19 protein-coding genes and 1 tRNA gene are annotated in these 17126 nt (G+C 42.3%); 14 read left to right on the top strand and 6 right to left on the bottom strand.

All coding sequences use genetic code 11. From position 1 onward, the window contains the following. Positions 1-28 precede the first annotated feature (28 nt). The 4 genes from DSY56_RS09170 to DSY56_RS09155 all read left to right on the top strand — a co-directional run bounded on the left by DSY56_RS09170 (position 29) and on the right by DSY56_RS09155 (position 2096). On the top strand, positions 29-301 hold the full coding sequence (locus DSY56_RS09170) for a chorismate mutase (protein ID WP_000362497.1): 273 nt from the start codon (positions 29-31) through the stop codon (positions 299-301). After that, on the top strand, positions 294-1511 hold the full coding sequence (locus DSY56_RS09165; RefSeq protein WP_000624769.1) for a chloride channel protein: 1218 nt from the start codon (positions 294-296) through the stop codon (positions 1509-1511). Before DSY56_RS09170 ends, DSY56_RS09165 begins: the two co-directional genes overlap by 8 nt. 123 nt (positions 1512-1634) lie before the next feature. Next, entirely contained in the window at positions 1635-1982 is a 348-nt protein-coding gene (gene rplS / locus DSY56_RS09160) for a 50S ribosomal protein L19 (RefSeq protein WP_001068669.1), read from the top strand. Positions 1983-2024: 42 nt separating this feature from the next. Further along, positions 2025-2096: transfer RNA gene (locus tag DSY56_RS09155), tRNA-Arg, on the top strand. 56 nt (positions 2097-2152) lie between these two features. Here DSY56_RS09155 and yidA read toward each other — a convergent pair. Both yidA and DSY56_RS09145 read right to left on the bottom strand, forming a co-directional pair. Then, complete coding sequence (gene yidA, locus DSY56_RS09150; protein ID WP_112445217.1) at positions 2153-2959, bottom strand: sugar-phosphatase; 807 nt, start codon at positions 2957-2959, stop codon at positions 2153-2155. A gap of 12 nt (positions 2960-2971) precedes the next feature. Then, on the bottom strand, positions 2972-4276 hold the full coding sequence (locus tag DSY56_RS09145; RefSeq protein ID WP_112445215.1) for an HD domain-containing protein: 1305 nt from the start codon (positions 4274-4276) through the stop codon (positions 2972-2974). Positions 4277-4347: 71 nt separating this feature from the next. On the opposite strand from DSY56_RS09145, the gene DSY56_RS09140 reads away from it, so the two are divergent. From DSY56_RS09140 to ffh, 3 genes are all read left to right on the top strand, one after another. Then, positions 4348-4725 (top strand): DUF1934 domain-containing protein, encoded by a 378-nt coding sequence (locus DSY56_RS09140; protein WP_112445213.1) that lies wholly within the window; start codon positions 4348-4350, stop codon positions 4723-4725. A gap of 90 nt (positions 4726-4815) precedes the next feature. Continuing rightward, positions 4816-5148 (top strand): putative DNA-binding protein, encoded by a 333-nt coding sequence (locus tag DSY56_RS09135; protein ID WP_000402066.1) that lies wholly within the window; start codon positions 4816-4818, stop codon positions 5146-5148. Positions 5149-5159: 11 nt separating this feature from the next. After that, positions 5160-6731 (top strand): signal recognition particle protein, encoded by a 1572-nt coding sequence (gene ffh / locus DSY56_RS09130; protein ID WP_112445211.1) that lies wholly within the window; start codon positions 5160-5162, stop codon positions 6729-6731. Between the two features lie 190 nt (positions 6732-6921). Here the strand turns inward: ffh and DSY56_RS09125 are convergent, their stop codons facing one another. After that, on the bottom strand, positions 6922-8205 hold the full coding sequence (locus DSY56_RS09125) for a uracil-xanthine permease family protein (RefSeq protein WP_164226579.1): 1284 nt from the start codon (positions 8203-8205) through the stop codon (positions 6922-6924). A 204-nt stretch (positions 8206-8409) separates the two neighbouring features. Next, positions 8410-9123: a 16S rRNA (guanine(527)-N(7))-methyltransferase RsmG gene (rsmG, locus tag DSY56_RS09120; protein ID WP_112445207.1), complete on the bottom strand. Its 714-nt coding sequence runs from the start codon at positions 9121-9123 to the stop codon at positions 8410-8412. A 93-nt stretch (positions 9124-9216) separates the two neighbouring features. Here rsmG and DSY56_RS09115 point away from each other — a divergent pair, with 93 nt between their 5' ends. Continuing rightward, positions 9217-9777: a LemA family protein gene (locus tag DSY56_RS09115; protein WP_112445205.1), complete on the top strand. Its 561-nt coding sequence runs from the start codon at positions 9217-9219 to the stop codon at positions 9775-9777. Position 9778: 1 nt separating this feature from the next. Further along, a complete protein-coding gene (gene htpX / locus DSY56_RS09110) occupies positions 9779-10678 on the top strand; it encodes a zinc metalloprotease HtpX (protein ID WP_000895740.1) in 900 nt (299 codons plus the stop codon). Between the two features lie 43 nt (positions 10679-10721). Here htpX and DSY56_RS09105 read toward each other — a convergent pair whose 3' ends face one another. Next, a complete protein-coding gene (locus DSY56_RS09105; RefSeq protein ID WP_112445202.1) occupies positions 10722-12248 on the bottom strand; it encodes an ATP-binding cassette domain-containing protein in 1527 nt (508 codons plus the stop codon). Between the two features lie 374 nt (positions 12249-12622). After that, a complete protein-coding gene (locus DSY56_RS09100) occupies positions 12623-12952 on the bottom strand; it encodes a helicase BlpT (protein ID WP_112445200.1) in 330 nt (109 codons plus the stop codon). A gap of 162 nt (positions 12953-13114) precedes the next feature. On the opposite strand from DSY56_RS09100, the gene DSY56_RS09095 reads away from it, so the two are divergent. The 5 genes from DSY56_RS09095 to DSY56_RS09075 all read left to right on the top strand — a co-directional run bounded on the left by DSY56_RS09095 (position 13115) and on the right by DSY56_RS09075 (position 17089). Further along, positions 13115-13657, top strand: coding sequence for a YceD family protein (locus DSY56_RS09095; protein ID WP_000773212.1), 543 nt, complete (start codon positions 13115-13117; stop codon positions 13655-13657). Further along, entirely contained in the window at positions 13657-14286 is a 630-nt protein-coding gene (nth, locus tag DSY56_RS09090; RefSeq protein ID WP_112445198.1) for an endonuclease III, read from the top strand. The genes DSY56_RS09095 and nth overlap by 1 nt, the downstream gene beginning before the upstream one ends. A gap of 210 nt (positions 14287-14496) precedes the next feature. Continuing rightward, on the top strand, positions 14497-15018 hold the full coding sequence (pyrR, locus tag DSY56_RS09085; protein WP_004257972.1) for a bifunctional pyr operon transcriptional regulator/uracil phosphoribosyltransferase PyrR: 522 nt from the start codon (positions 14497-14499) through the stop codon (positions 15016-15018). Between the two features lie 18 nt (positions 15019-15036). Then, positions 15037-15960, top strand: a complete 924-nt coding sequence (locus DSY56_RS09080) for an aspartate carbamoyltransferase catalytic subunit (RefSeq protein ID WP_023936533.1) — start codon at positions 15037-15039, stop codon at positions 15958-15960. Positions 15961-16009: 49 nt separating this feature from the next. Then, entirely contained in the window at positions 16010-17089 is a 1080-nt protein-coding gene (locus tag DSY56_RS09075; RefSeq protein ID WP_000166852.1) for a carbamoyl phosphate synthase small subunit, read from the top strand. Positions 17090-17126: the final 37 nt, after the last annotated feature.

Raw genomic sequence — 17126 nt, 5'->3', positions numbered from 1 at the left:
CAATAATTCAAATAAAGGAGGAGACACTATGGATTTAGATAGTATTCGTCAAGAAATTGATCAAATCGATCAAGAGCTTGTAGCCTTGCTGGAAAAACGGATGGTTTGTGTCGGTCAGATTGTAAAATATAAGGAGCAAGAGGGACTCCCTGTGCTCGACCAGGGAAGGGAAAGAGAAGTTCTTGAAAAAGTCGGCTCTCTTGTGATGGATGAGCAGTATCGCTCGACAATTCAAGCCCAGTTTCAAGATATGATGAAACACTCTAGAACTTACCAAGAGGAGGTCAGGGCGCGTGATTAGTCTATCCATCAAGGAAAAAGCAAAACAGTATATGGTACTGACAGGGATGGCCCTCTTCATCGGTCTATTGGTCGGTACCATTGATATGATTTTTGGCCAAGGCCTTCTCCTAATCGGAGATGTTCGAAGCCAGCACTGGCCCTTGATTCTTTTCCTGGCTTTAGCAGGGCTTGTCATCGTTTATCTCTATAAACGTTTTGGTGGCAAGGCATCAAAAGGGATGGGCCTAGTTTTTGATGTTGGACACGCGCGTGAGGAGGAAATCCCCTTGGTCTTGGTGCCTTTGATCATGCTGACGACCTGGATGAGCCACCTCTTTGGTGGTTCGGTTGGTCGGGAAGGCGTAGCTGTTCAGATTGGAGCAACCCTTTCGCATCGTTTTGCCCGTCATATCAAGATAGCCGATGCTTCACGTATTTTTCTTATGACCGGGATGGCAGCAGGTTTTGCGGGGCTCTTTCAGACGCCACTAGCTGCCACCTTCTTTGCCCTTGAAGTTTTGACCGTTGGGGAATTGCAGCTGATTGCTCTCTATCCAGCTCTCATCGCCTCGATCGTGGCGAGCTTCACCTCTCATGCTCTTGGCTTGGAGAAATTTGCTGTGCCACTCAAGGAAACGTTGAGCTGGACACCAGAGACCTTGATCAAAGTTGCCCTTCTTGGCTTGGCTTTTGGCCTCGCTGGGAAGCTCTTTGTAGTTAGTCTTTCTTGGTTGAAAAAAACAGTCGCTCAAGTCTTGCCTAATCCGTATATCCGGATTGCTGTCATTGGGGCTGGTCTCAGCTTAGTCCTCTTGACTCTCCAGCTGACCAAAGTCGGCACTTATAGTGGACTTGGAACCAATCTGATTGATCTAGCCTTTCATCAGGGGACTGCGCAGTCTTATGACTGGATCCTCAAACTTCTCTTTACCGTGGTAACCATCTCTGCTGGATACCAAGGAGGAGAAGTGACACCGCTCTTTGCGATCGGAGCTACGCTTGGCGTCTTTCTCGCACCTATACTGGGTCTTCCAGTCTTGGTCGTTGCAGCTATTGGTTATGCCAGTGTCTTTGGTAGTGCGACCACGACCTTGCTCGCACCGATCTTGATCGGAGGAGAAGCCTTTGGCTATGCCAATCTTCCTTTCTTTGTGATTGCCTGTGCCATAGCCTATTGCCTGCCAAAAGAGTGGAGCATTTATTCCGGTCAAAAAGTTGCAAAAAAGTAGAGAAAAGAGCTTTACAAAACTGAAATTATCTGATATGATAGTTTCTGTGTGTAATGGACGCACAAAAATACAGTTTATCCGCTGAGGAAGTTTCCTCAAGATTGACAAAGATAGGAGAATAAAATGAATCCATTAATCCAAAGCTTGACTGAAGGTCAACTTCGTACAGATATCCCATCATTCCGTCCTGGTGACACTGTTCGTGTACACGCGAAAGTTGTCGAAGGTAACCGTGAACGTATCCAGATTTTTGAAGGTGTTGTTATCGCACGTAAAGGTGCTGGCATCTCAGAAAACTACACAGTTCGTAAAATCTCTAACGGTGTAGGTGTTGAGCGTATCTTCCCAATCCACACTCCACGTGTTGAAAAAATCGAAGTTGTTCGTTACGGTAAAGTACGTCGTGCGAAATTGTACTACTTGCGTGCTCTTCAAGGTAAAGCAGCTCGTATCAAAGAAATTCGTCGTTAATTCGACTAAAAAACTCTGCTTCTTCAGCAGAGTTTTTATCTAGCTCCCTTAGTTCAATGGATATAACAACTCCCTCCTAAGGAGTAGTTGCAGGTTCGATTCCTGCAGGGGGCATGTAATTAGATACTAAAAACCGCTCAGCTGAGCGGTTTTCGTCTATTCATACCCTTTTACAGTACCCATGTACGAATGGCATGGGCTACGCCGGATTCGTCATTTGTTTTGGTGATGTATTTGGCGATTTTTTTGATTTCTGGATTTCCGTTTTCCATGACAACGGGGTTACCAACGACTTCCAGCATAGCACGGTCATTTTCTTCGTCACCGATAGCCATTGTTTCATCTTTGGTCAATCCGAGTTTTTCAGCTAAGTGAGTAATAGCTGAACCCTTGTCCACATTCTTTTTAAGGAGTTCGAGGTAGAAAGGAGCAGATTTGTTGATGGAGTAGCGTTCGTAAAATTCTGCTGGAATTTTTTCAATCGCAGCATCGAGGATTTCTGGTTCATCGATGAACATACATTTGACAATTTCCTTGTCAGCCATTTCTTCAGGAGTGCGGTAGAAAATAGGCATACTGACGAGGGTTGATTCGTGCACTGTGTATTTTCCGATATTGCGATTGGCAGTGTAGATACCATCCTTAGTAATGGCGTGCATGTGGACACCGAGCTTGCGACTGAGGAATTCCATATCTAGATAATCTTCATAGGTCAAGGATTCGCTGATAATCTCATGGCCTGTAGCGGTTTCTTGGACCAGGGCACCATTGAAGGTCACGACATAGTCACCCTCGTCTCTCAACTGCAAGTCGTCCAGAAGTTTGGCAACACCTGCGATAGGGCGGCCCGTTGCAATGACGACTTTGACACCAGCTTGTTTGGCATCTTGGATGGCAGAAAAGACTTCAGGAGTGATTTCCTTTTGGCTATTGACAAGGGTTCCGTCAATATCGACGGCAATTAGTTTAATACTCATAAATTTCCTCTTCTAGTTTTTATTTGGGGTAAAATGATCGTTCTCAATCAAGTGTAAAAATTGCTGGGTAATGCTAGCAAAGATGCTGTTTTGGTCTAACATTTCTTTTGGAAAATAAAAGCGATTATCTCCGTGACGACTACCAGCAAGGGATTGGACGATAGGAGACAGGCTAGAGAGTTCGGCCAGTTGACCATTCTTTTGTAAAATCTCAATCTGTGTCCGTGGATTTTCAGATTCGGGACGATAGATATCATAAGGGAGGTCGAAGTTCTTATGAATGGCAGTATAGTAGTCGGGATCAAAGCCGATGTCCTCAACCAATTTTCTCATGCTAGCGAGTTGATCTTGGTCCTCTTGTGAAAAGGTAATGGATTTAAAGACCTTGCGGTTGACAAAGCGTTGCGACAAATCTGCGAGAATCTTGTCAGGACTGGTCATCCAGAGTTGGAAATAGGTATTCATCACACCATCATCCAGAGCCAGATAGTCAGTCAAGGTCACATTTTTTTCAAAGAAAGGCAGGAGGTGTGGAGAAGTTCGTGCAAAGAAGTCCTTGTCCTCAGGATAGAGTTCCTTGGCGCGCTTGAGGAGATTCTGTAGGAGAACTTCCATAGCGCGTGTTGCAGGGTGGAAATAAACCTGCATGTACATCTGGTAGCGACTGAGGACATAGTCTTCGATGGCGTGCATGCCATTGCGCTGAAAGGCGATGCCATTTTCGACAGGACGAATGACTCGGAGGATCCGAGTCAGGTCAAATTCCCCATAGGAAGCTCCCGTAAAATAGGAGTCACGCAAGAGATAGTCCATGCGGTCCGCATCAATCTGACTGGAAATGAGTTGCACGACCTGCTTGTTAGGATAGGTATGGTCAATGACACTGGCTATCTTTTCTGGAAAATCTGGCGCCACTTGTAGCAGGACTTGGTGAATCTCCGTTTCAGGACTTTGGATAATCTCCTGAGTAATGGCTTCATGGTCGGTATCAAAGAGATGTTCAAAAGTATGGGAGTAGGCACCATGTCCAAGGTCATGTAGGAGAGCAGCTGTCATGGTCAAGAGAGACTCAGAAGGATTCCATTCGTCTGGATATTTTTCTTCAAAAATCTCCGTGATACGACGAGCAATCTCATAGACTCCAAGACAATGGGAGAAGCGACTGTGTTCTCCACCGTGGAAGGTATAACTGGAAGTTCCCAGTTGCTTGATTCGACGCAAACGCTGAAATTCTTTTGTATTAATCAAGTCATAGATGATTTGATTATTGACATGGATGTAGTTGTGAACTGGGTCACGGAATACTTTTTCGTTCATATGACCATTATAGCAAAAAGCTAGAGTTTTTGGTAAAATAGTAGGACAAGAGACAAGAAAGAGGACTTGATGTGAAGATTCGGATGCGAAATACGATTCAGTTTGATGAGCAGTTGGAAGTGATTGACCAGCTTTATGACGTGGAAGTGCATGAAAAAGGAGATTATAGCTACCTGCTTTTCTATAATGAGGAAAAGGAAAAAGTGGTTATTAAATTTCATGGTCAAGAACTGGTGATGAGCCGATTTTCCAATCCCAAGACCATTATGCGCTTTCTAAAGGATAGTGATAGTTTAGCCTATATTCCTACACCTATGGGTATGCAGGAGTTTATCATCCAAACGAGCCATTATCAAGTTGATGGGCAAAAGATTGAACTAGATTATCAGCTACAAAATCAAGAGGGGCAACCCTTTGCCCGCTATCAATTGGAAATTACTTGGGGCTAGGCTCATGTCTTTTTCAAATTTAGCTAGCTATCCTCTTGGATTGGCTTCCTAGTGTGGTAGATTAGGCTATTTTTTGGTATAATAAAAGTTATGGAAATCGAAAAAACCAATCGTATGAATGCGCTCTTTGAATTTTATGCGGCGCTTTTGACAGACAAGCAAATGAACTACATAGAGCTCTACTATGCTGATGATTACAGCCTCGCTGAGATTGCCGAGGAGTTTGGTGTCAGTCGTCAGGCTGTCTATGATAATATCAAGCGGACAGAAAAGATTCTGGAAGATTATGAGATGAAATTGCACATGTACTCGGACTACATTGTCCGCAGTCAGATTTTTGATCAGATTTTGGAGCGCTATCCCAAGGATGACTTTCTGCAAGAGCAGATAGAAATTTTAACAAGCATTGATAATAGAGAATAAGAGGAAGAAAAATGGCATTTGAAAGTTTAACAGAACGTTTGCAAAACGTCTTTAAAAATCTACGTAAAAAAGGAAAAATCTCTGAATCTGATGTCCAAGAGGCAACCAAAGAAATTCGCTTGGCCTTGCTTGAGGCCGACGTTGCCTTGCCTGTTGTAAAGGACTTTATCAAGAAAGTTCGTGAGCGTGCAGTCGGGCATGAGGTCATTGATACCCTTAATCCTGCTCAACAGATTATTAAAATTGTAGATGAGGAACTGACAGCTGTTTTAGGTTCTGATACGGCAGAAATTATCAAGTCACCTAAGATTCCTACCATCATCATGATGGTTGGTTTGCAGGGGGCTGGTAAAACAACCTTTGCAGGTAAATTGGCTAACAAACTCAAGAAAGAAGAAAATGCCCGTCCCTTGATGATTGCGGCGGATATTTATCGCCCTGCTGCTATTGATCAGCTTAAGACCTTGGGACAACAGATTGATGTGCCTGTCTTCGCTCTTGGAACAGAGGTTCCAGCTGTGGAGATTGTACGTCAAGGTTTGGAACAAGCCCAAGCTAATCATAATGACTATGTCTTGATTGATACGGCAGGTCGTTTGCAGATTGATGAGCTTCTGATGAATGAGCTTCGCGATGTGAAAACACTAGCTCAACCAAATGAAATTTTGCTCGTCGTTGATGCCATGATTGGTCAAGAAGCGGCCAATGTTGCGCGTGAGTTTAATGCTCAGTTGGAAGTGACTGGGGTCATCCTTACCAAGATTGATGGGGACACTCGTGGTGGTGCTGCTCTATCTGTTCGTCATATTACTGGAAAACCAATCAAGTTCACTGGTACAGGTGAAAAGATTACGGACATTGAAACCTTCCACCCAGATCGCATGTCTAGCCGTATCCTTGGTATGGGGGATATGCTCACTTTGATTGAGAAAGCTTCTCAAGAATACGATGAGCAAAAAGCCCTTGAAATGGCTGAGAAGATGCGTGAAAACACCTTTGATTTCAATGATTTCATCGATCAATTGGATCAGGTGCAAAACATGGGGCCAATGGAAGACTTGCTCAAGATGATTCCAGGTATGGCCAACAATCCAGCCCTTCAAAACATGAAGGTAGATGAGCGCCAGATTGCGCGCAAACGTGCCATTGTGTCTTCAATGACACCTGAAGAACGTGAAAATCCAGATTTGTTAAATCCAAGCCGTCGCCGTCGTATCGCTGCAGGTTCTGGAAATACCTTTGTCGAAGTAAATAAATTCATCAAGGACTTTAACCAGGCTAAACAGCTCATGCAGGGTGTTATGTCTGGGGATATGAACAAGATGATGAAGCAGATGGGAATCAATCCAAACAACCTTCCTAAAAATATGCCAAATATGGGAGGAATGGATATGTCTGCCCTTGAAGGAATGATGGGACAAGGCGGTATGCCTGACCTGTCAGCTCTCGGAGGAGCAGGAATGCCAGATATGAGCCAGATGTTTGGTGGTGGACTCAAAGGTAAAATCGGTGAATTTGCCATGAAACAGTCTATGAAACGTATGGCTAACAAAATGAAAAAAGCGAAGAAGAAACGTAAGTAAGATAAGGGATTGATGCAAATCTCATTTGATGAGAAAATGAAGTAAAAATTTCTATGATAAAACGTATAGTATCAAGGTTTTAGAATACCTGATATTATACGTTTTTTGATTTTAACAATTTACAGATATTTGTATTATAGTGTACGAAAAAATCCACTCAGTTGTCTGAGCGGATTTGGTGTTTAGACTCTTAGTCTTTATTTTCGTATGGCAAGATCAAGTTCAAGATGATTCCTGTCATAGCTGATAGGGCAGTTCCTGAAAGAGTAACTGGACCAAGTTTAAGGATAGCTCCTCCAAGTCCAAGAACCAACATAGCACTCGCGATGATTAGGTTACGCATTTGAGCGAAGTCTACACGTTCTTTAATCAAGACTTTCAAACCGTTGCTGGCGATAACCCCATAGAGAAGGATTGACATACCACCAAGTACAGCGTTTGGAATGGTTGAAATCAAGGCAGTGAATTTACCAAGGAAGCTAAGGGCAATTGCGATGAAGGCAGCGTTACGGATGACTGAGACAGAAGCGATACGAGTCATACCGATAACCCCTGTATTTTCTCCGTAAGTTGTATTGGCTGGTCCACCAAGGAAGGCAGAAACAGAAGTTGCGATACCGTCACCAAGAAGAGTACGGTGAAGACCTGGTTCTTTTAAGAATTGACGGCCACAGATTTGACCCAAAACAGTATGGTCTCCGATATGTTCAGAAATTGTTACGATAGCGATTGGCAAGATGGCGATGGTTTCTGGACCAAAGTAAAGATTGTACTCTTTAAAGGCACCACCAGTACTAAATGGCAAGTAGAAACCAGGAATTTCAAACCAGTTAGCTTTAAGAACTGGTGTAAAGTCAACTAAGCCAAGAGTTAGTGCGAAGAGGTAACCACCGATAATGGCAAAGAGGAATGGAATGATTCGTAGGAAGCCTTTTCCTTTTGTATTGATAAAGGCAGCAATCAAGAAAGTAACAACTGCTACAAGAGCATTTTTCCAATTTCCGTCTGCTACAAGACCTGCATTGGTAACAGCTGAACCTGCAAGTCCAAGACCGATAACGATGATCATAGGACCGATAATGATTGGTGGCAAGAGTTTATCAATCCATTTTGTTCCTACAAATCGGATGCTGGTAGCCACAAGGACATAGACCAAACCAGTCAAGATAACCCCTGTTTGAGCAGCAGATACATCACCACCCATTTCTTTCATAGCCAGTGACATAGCTGTGATAAAGGCGAATGAAGAACCTAGATAAACTGGAACTTTAAAACCAGTTGAAATCATGTAGATGAGTGTTCCAACACCTGAAGCAAAAAGGGCAACAGATACAGGCATTCCCAAAATCAATGGTACTAAGATGGTCGCACCAAACATGGCGAAAACGTGTTGGAAACTAAGGAGAATTCCTTTTCCAGCTGAAGGACGTTGGTCAACGTCTAGTAACAAATCAACAGTTGATTCTTGTTTCATATAAACCTCACTTTTGGGCATCAAAAAAGAGCCCATTATTTTACAGCAATAGGCCCTCAGAGTAAGACTTCTCTAAAATCTAGACTTTAAAGAGTTTTAAATATTTCTGCGTCTTCGTCACCTCACGGGATGACATTAAAAACCTTTGCTTGTGATAGTATAGCAAAAATTACAAACTTTGTAAATATTTTTTTACTAAAAAGATTAAAGTGGGCGTTTATTGGGCATGCCAGCCTTACGTGGATATTTATTTGGTGTTTCCTTTTTCTTTTCTACCACTGTGATGTAGCGCGGATCTCCATTAGGTAGAGCGTAGCTGAGATTGTCTTCGACCTTACTAAAAAGGAGGTTGAGGGCATTCTTAGCTTCTAACAACTCCTCAGGCGCATTGCTGGCCTTGAGTGCCAATAGTTTCCCGCCAACTTTAAGGTAGGGAATAGTCAATTCAGACAAGACCTGCATACGGGCTACAGCACGAGCTGTTACAAAATCATATTGAGCACGGAAGTTTTTGTCTTGGGCAAAATCTTCGGCACGTCCATGGTAGAAATGAACACCGTCCAAATCCAGTTCTTGAGCCAACAGTTGGAGGAAGTTGATGCGCTTATTGAGTGAATCAATGATAGTCACATCTAGCTGAGGATAGAGGATTTTCATCGGCAGACTAGGAAATCCTGCCCCAGCTCCGATATCAAGAAGTTTGATAGTTTCATTGGGAATCAAACCTTGAAGAATGGGTGCAATCGAATCGTAAAAATGTTTGAGATAAACTTCTTCCTTATCCGTAATGGCTGTTAAATTAATCTTTTCATTCCACTCGACTAAGAGCTCAAAATAACGTTCAAATTGTTTTTTTTGCTGGTCAGAAAGTGGAAGATTTTGCTCGGCAAGCAAGTTGTAAAATGTTTCTGGTTTCATAGTTATTTCCTTCTTTAGTATCATCTTATTTTACCACAATCATTAAAAATTTGATATACTGGTACTAATCTAAAAGCAGAAAGGACTTATATAATGACTTGGATTATTCTTGGAGTTTTAGCTCTTATTGTTATTTTTGTGATTGTTAGCTATAACGGTTTGGTTAAAAATCGTATGCAAACAAAGGAGGCTTGGAGTCAGATTGATGTTCAGTTGAAACGTCGAAATGATCTATTGCCAAACTTGATTGAGACTGTAAAAGGTTATGCCAAATATGAAGGTTCTACCCTTGAAAAGGTGGCAGAACTGCGTAACCAAGTGGCGGCAGCGACTTCACCAGCAGAAGCTATGAAAGCTAGTGATACCCTTACTCGTCAGGTTTCAGGTATTTTTGCAGTTGCAGAAAGCTATCCAGATTTGAAAGCTAGTGCCAACTTTGTTAAATTGCAAGAGGAGTTGACAAACACGGAAAATAAAATTTCTTACTCTCGTCAACTCTATAACAGTGTTGTCAGCAACTACAATGTAAAATTAGAAACTTTCCCAAGCAATATTATCGCTGGAATGTTTGGATTTAAAGCAGCAGATTTCCTTCAAACACCAGAAGAGGAAAAGGCAGTTCCTAAAGTTGATTTTAGCGGTTTAGGTGACTAAGATGTTGTTTGATCAAATTGCAAGCAATAAACGAAAAACGTGGATTTTGTTGCTGGTATTTTTCCTACTCTTAGCTCTTGTTGGCTATGCGGTTGGTTACCTCTTTATGCGGTCTGGGATTGGTGGTTTGGTTATCGCACTGATTATCGGCTTTATCTATGCCTTGTCCATGATTTTTCAATCGACAGAGATTGTCATGTCCATGAATGGAGCGCGTGAGGTGGATGAACAAACGGCACCAGACCTCTACCATGTAGTGGAAGATATGGCTATGGTCGCTCAGATTCCTATGCCCCGTGTTTTCATCATTGATGATCCAGCCTTAAATGCCTTTGCGACAGGTTCTAATCCTCAAAATGCGGCTGTTGCTGCGACGTCAGGTCTATTAGCTATCATGAATCGTGAGGAGCTAGAAGCTGTTATGGGACATGAAGTCAGTCATATCCGTAATTACGATATCCGTATTTCGACTATTGCTGTCGCCCTTGCTAGTGCTATCACCATGCTTTCTAGTATGGCTGGTCGTATGATGTGGTGGGGTGGCGCAGGTCGCAGACGAAGTGACGATGACAGAGAAGGAAATGGCTTAGAAATCATTATGCTCGTGGTTTCCCTACTAGCTATCGTGTTGGCTCCCCTCGCTGCAACTTTGGTGCAACTAGCTATTTCTCGTCAGAGGGAATTCCTAGCTGATGCTTCCAGTGTTGAGTTGACGCGCAATCCTCAAGGAATGATTAATGCCCTACGTAAGTTAGACAATAGTAAACCCATGAGTCGTCCTGTCGATGATGCCAGCAGTGCACTTTATATCAATGATCCTAAGAAAGGTGGAGGGTTCCAAAAACTCTTTTATACCCACCCACCTATCTCAGAACGGATCGAACGTTTGAAACAGATGTAAAAGAATCCAGAGGTCGTCTCTGGATTTTTGCTATGTTGCAAATTTATAAATCGTCTAAATTAACTAGCTCCAAACCGTGTTCTGTCAAGCGGTAGATGCTTGAACAGACCTCTTTTAAGAAACGACGGTCATGCGAAACAGTGATGAGACCGCCCGGATAGGTTGCAAAGAGTTTCCTGATGTGGGGTTGAGAAGTGGGAGAAAAGTTTCGTGTAGGTTCATCCAACAGGAGAAAGTTTGGTTTGCACAAGACTAAATCCAAAAGCAGGAGTTTACCCTGTTGTCCGCCAGATAAGGAGCGAATTTGATGCTGCATTTCTGGATAACTGAAATTGAGACTGGCTAGGTGAGATTGGATTTTTTGTAGTTCCTCTTTTTCCCCAGTTTTGCTGAGATAGGCTATTGGTGATAAATCTAATTGTAGTTTTTTATGGTAATCTTGTGGCATAAAACCAAGTAAAATCTCTCTTTTATCATTCAGAAGTTGCTGTAATTTGGCTAACAGAGTTGATTTCCCAACACCATTTGGGCCGATGATACCAATTTTTTCTTGGCCACGGACAGTTAATTGTAGTTCTTGCACCAAAATTCGGTCGCCAATGGATAAATTTTCTTTTTCCAGTTGGATTAAGACTTTAGAAGCAGGTAATGGCTGTATATCTGAGAAGAAAAGTCTGATTTCTTCCTCTTCAAGTGGCTTTTGGGTCATGGACTGAGCTGCCTTTTCGTAGCGTTTTTCTTGAGAGAGGATATTTTTCATCTTTTTAGCCAATAGGCGACCGGTAGTACTGTCTTTGGTAGCTCGAAGTGCAGTTTCTACATTTTGCTTGACTCGCCGATGTTTTTCCATGGTTTTGTCATAGGCTCTTTGGTCGTTAGCAGCTTGCTGACTTTGTCTGGCAAAATTAGCCTTTATCTGCTCACTATAGCGATCATAGTCTAAATGCTCTACTAGTGTTTCCGCTTCTTTACGGTGCTTGACCAGTCGCAAGTGGACAATAGTATCAGCCGTTTGAGACAGAAAGTCCTCATCATGGGAGATGAAAATAACAGTTTGCCGAATCTTTTGAATCTGACTTTTTAGCCAATCAACCGTTTCAAGGTCTAGGTCATTTGAAGGTTCATCTAAAAATAGAATCTCAAAGGGTTTGGCTAACTCATGGATGAGCTGAATTTTCAAAGCTTCGCCCCCTGATAGACTGCCAATCTCTTGGTCACTTGCGAAACGATTGCTATCAAAATGCAATTCCTCCGCCAAACGATAGAGGACACTGTAATCTAAATCAATAGTATCTAAAAAGAAGTAGTCGTGTAAAGTGTTCTTTTTCAGGTCCTCGGGAAGTTTTTGAGGAATGTAAGCCAGTGACTGATGGTCAGACTGGATGTCTCCCCTGATAGTGAAATCAGGCAAAGTTTCCCCCATTAAAGTTTTAAGCAAGGTCGATTTACCATTTCCTTCTTCGCCAATAATAGCGACCTTCTCTTCGTTTTGGATGGTCATGTTTAAGTCTGAGACAAGGTCTCGTAAATCTTTGTTTTGTGTGATGGTCAGGTGATTGATTTTTATCATATGAATGTCCTTTCTAGAATGTCAATAGTGCATAACAAAAAGCTCTACTTTACCTAGTAGAGCCAAAGTTTATGTCAAAAAACTCTATTAATACTCTTCGAAAATCTCTTCAAACCACGTCAGCGTCGCCTTACCGTACTCAAGTACAGGTTACGGCTAGCTTCCTAGTTTGCACTTTGATTTTCATTGAGTATAAAATGCCAGAAAAAGAGCATAAAAGAGCACGCAAAAAGAGACAAAAACAAGATCTACTAAATAAAGGTTCTTTATTTGATAGACTTAGTTGTTCATGTCTCCCTTACCTCCGAGTATTAGTACCTCTATCCTATACCTTTCCGGATAATTTGTCAACAGAAAACTAACAAATCTAATCTCTAAAATCCGAAAACAGGCCCATAAAGAGTTAGTACGTGTTTGACATGCTCGTAATGGAATTTGTCGTAGTTTCGCCAAGCAATGCGTGCTTGCTCGTTCAGTTTTAGTCTACCGAGACCTATCAGAAGACTGGTACGTTGATAAAATTTCTCAAGGTCTATTAAGATACTGTTGTTCAACTTTTCCGCTTTTTTGAGCTCTTGCAGAGTAGAATTTAGCAGCTCTTGCAGTCGAATATCATCTGCCGTACCCTGTTTGCAGCTTTGGAAACTTTTATTTAACTCGGATAGGAGTTGGGTTGCATTAGTAATGAGTTCTTTGTCTTCCATGTGAGCATCATCCTTGTTCTGATATATTCTTGCCTATAGTATAGCACCAAAAAATATAGTGATAAATATATTAAAAAATCGAATGTTAATTACAAAGTTTGGTGGGCTGATTTGTAGCCTTTTCATGGTATAATCAAGAGAGTAAATCTTTATGGAGGAAGTATGAAATTAAATATTCAAGAGATTCGCAAGCAGTCTGAAGGCTTGCATTTTGAACAAACATTAGACTTAGCCGCAGACCTGCGTGCACGTAATCAAGAAATTTTAGATGTAAAAGATATCCTTGCTGTTGGGAAAGTACAGTACGAAGACCGTATGTATTTCTTAGATTATCAACTATCTTATACCATTGTTCTTGCTTCAAGTCGCAGTATGGAGCCAGTTGAGTTAGTTGAATCTTATCCAGTAACGGAAGTTTTCATGGAAGGCGCAACCAACCAGCTAGATCAAGAAGTTTTAGATGATGATTTGGTCTTGCCTATCGAAAATGGAGAACTAGACCTTGCTGAGAGCGTGTCAGACAATATCCTGCTGAACATTCCTATCAAGGTCTTGACGGCTGAAGAAGAAGCTGGTCAAGGATTTGTGTCAGGAAATGACTGGCAAATCATGACAGAGGAAGAATATCAGGCCCAACAAGCAGTTAAGAAAGAAGAAAACAGTCCTTTTGCTGGCTTACAAGGACTATTTGATGGAGACGAATAATGGTTTTGTCAAAAAAACGAGCACGAAAAGTGCTAGAAGAAATCATTGCTCTGTTTCCAGATGCCAAACCCAGTCTTGATTTTACCAATCATTTTGAACTCTTGGTTGCGGTCATGTTATCGGCCCAGACAACGGATGCAGCGGTAAATAAGGCCACACCGGGTCTCTTTGCTGCCTTTCCAACGCCACAAGCCATGTCTGTTGCAACAGAAAGTGAGATTGCTTCACACATTTCTCGCCTGGGACTGTATCGAAATAAGGCTAAATTCCTTAAAAAATGTGCCCAACAGTTACTAGATGATTTTGATGGTCAAGTCCCTCAGACACGTGAGGAATTGGAGAGTTTGGCAGGTGTTGGTCGCAAGACAGCCAATGTTGTCATGAGTGTGGGCTTTGGAATTCCAGCCTTTGCAGTAGATACTCATGTGGAGCGTATTTGCAAACACCACGATATCGTCAAAAAATCAGCGACACCACTTGAGGTGGAAAAGCGGGTCATGGATATCTTGCCGCCTGATCAGTGGTTAGCAGCCCATCAGGCCATGATTTATTTTGGAAGAGCCATTTGCCATCCTAAAAATCCAGAGTGTGACCAGTACCCACAGTTATATGACTTTAGCAATTTATAAGATGGTGTACCAAAAGTTTTTGCTTGATTTTAAGCATGCTTTGTGCTATAGTAATTGATAACTAAATATTCCTTTAAACCTGTCCCGTGAGGCAGGCAAGGAGCGCGATAAAGTAGAAGGGTGAAGTCTATACTGTTTGCAGTAGGGCTTACTTAGCTATACATTTCAAGTCTCCTTGTTTAAGGAGACTTTTCTTTTTGGAGGTTTGTCATGAAGGCAAAAGAAGTTGTAGACGAATTGACTGTCAAACGAGCGATTACGCGTATTACTTATGAGATTATCGAACGCAACAAAGATTTGAATAAAATCGTCTTGGCTGGTATTAAAACTCGTGGTGTATTTATCGCCCACCGAATCCAAGAACGTTTGGAGCAACTAGAAAATCTTTCAGTTCCTGTTGTGGAATTGGATACTAAACCTTTCCGTGATGATGTTAAAAGTGGAGAAGATACTTCTTTGGTTTCTGTCGATGTGACAGACCGCGAAGTTATCTTGGTGGACGATGTGCTCTATACAGGCCGCACTATCCGTGCTGCTATTGATAATATTGTAGGTCATGGTCGTCCTGCGCGCGTGAGTTTAGCGGTTTTAGTCGATCGTGGCCACAGAGAACTACCAATCCGTCCAGATTACGTTGGAAAAAATATCCCAACTAGTCGTTCTGAAGAAATCATCGTAGAGATGACAGAACTTGATGGCCAAGACAGAGTTCTGATTACTGAAGAAGCTTAGAAAGCTAAAGGAGTAGCCATGTCAGAAAATCAACAAGCATTGAACCATGTGGTGTCCATGGAAGACCTCACTGTCGATCAAGTCATGAAATTGATCAAGCGAGGAATTGAGTTTAAAAACGGAGCTCAGCTTCCCTATGAAAACCACCCGATTGTTTCCAATCTCTTCTTTGAGGATTCTACACGGACGCATAAGTCCTTTGAAGTGGCAGAGATTAAACTGGGGCTGGAACGACTTGACTTTGATGTGAAGACTAGTTCAGTCAATAAGGGTGAGACACTTTATGATACCATTTTGACTCTGTCTGCTTTAGGAGTGGATGTCTGTGTGATTCGCCACCCTGAGGTTGACTACTACAGAGAGTTAATTGCTAGTCCCACGATTACGACTTCCATCATCAATGGTGGAGATGGTTCGGGACAACATCCTAGCCAGAGCTTGCTTGATTTGATGACTATTTATGAGGAATTTGGCCACTTTGAGGGTCTCAAGGTTGCGATTGCAGGTGACTTGGACCATTCACGCGTTGCCAAATCCAATATGCAGATTTTGAAACGCTTGGGAGCTGAACTTTATTTTGCTGGACCTGAGGAATGGAGAAGTCAAGAGTTTGCAGACTATGGACAGTTTGTAACCATTGATGAAATCATTGATCAGGTGGATGTCATGATGTTTCTCCGTGTGCAACATGAACGCCATGATAGCGGAGCAGTCTTTTCAAAAGAAGACTACCATGCCCAACATGGCTTGACTCAAGAACGTTATGACCGTTTGAAAGAAACAGCAATCCTCATGCACCCAGCTCCAGTCAACCGTGATGTAGAAATCGCAGACCACTTGGTTGAAGCACCAAAATCACGGATTGTCCAACAAATGACCAATGGTGTCTTTGTTCGAATGGCAATCTTAGAATCCGTACTGGCGAGTAGAAACGCCAACTAAAACACAAGACGTTAAAAGACGCCAGTGAGCGTCCACGAGAGGTGAAAATATGACAAAAAGACTTCTAGTATTAGAAGATGGTACAGTTTTTGAAGGCAAGGCCTTCGGAGCAGATATTGATGTAACTGGTGAAATTGTCTTTAATACAGGCATGACCGGCTACCAAGAATCCATTACAGACCAGTCTTATAATGGACAAATCTTGACCTTTACTTATCCTTTGGTGGGAAATTATGGAATTAACCGTGATGATTACGAATCCATTATTCCAACTTGTAAGGGAGTTGTTGTTTTCGAAGAAGCACGTAGAGCTAGTAACTGGCGCAACCAAATGACCTTGGATGAATTTTTGAAAGCCAAGAAAATTCCTGGTATTTCAGGGATTGATACGCGTGCCCTCACTAAGATTATCCGTAAACATGGTACTATGCGTGCAACCTTGACTCATGTTGGAGACAGTATGGACCATGTGACGGATCAGCTCCAAGCAACAGTCTTGCCGACTGACAATATCAAACAGGTTTCTACTAAAACATCCTATCCAGCTCCAGGAGTTGGTTTGAGCGTGGTGCTAGTGGACTTTGGTCTCAAGCACTCAATTCTACGTGAACTTTCTAAGCGTAATTGTAACGTGACGGTTGTTCCTTATTCGACAACGGCGGAAGAAATTCTCCATCTCAATCCTGACGGAGTTATGTTGTCAAACGGTCCAGGTAACCCAGAAGATGTTCCACAAGCCCTTGATATGATTCGTGGTGTGCAAGGAAAAATTCCAATCTTTGGTATTTGTATGGGGCATCAACTCTTTGCCATGGCAAACGGGGCTAAGACTTACAAGATGAAGTTTGGTCACCGTGGATTCAACCATGCGGTACGCGAAATTGCTACAGGACGCGTAGATTTTACCAGCCAAAACCATGGTTATGCAGTCAGCCGTGAGGATTTGCCAGATCATTTAATCATTACCCATGAAGAAATCAATGACAAGTCAGTTGAAGGTGTGCGTCACAGATACCAACCTGCTTTCTCTGTTCAATACCATCCAGATGCAGCCCCTGGTCCACACGACGCAAGCTACCTATTTGATGAGTTTATCGAGATGATGGAAGCTTTTAAACAATCAAACTAAGAACGAGTAAAAGCTCGTCAGAGAATTTATGTAACTG

The sequence above is a fragment of the Streptococcus sp. 596553 genome (assembly GCF_900411395.1).
Taxonomy (GTDB): Bacteria; Bacillota; Bacilli; order Lactobacillales; family Streptococcaceae; genus Streptococcus; species Streptococcus mitis_BA.
Note: the sequence above shows the minus strand (reverse complement) of the source record. Positions and strands in the feature narration are given on the sequence as shown.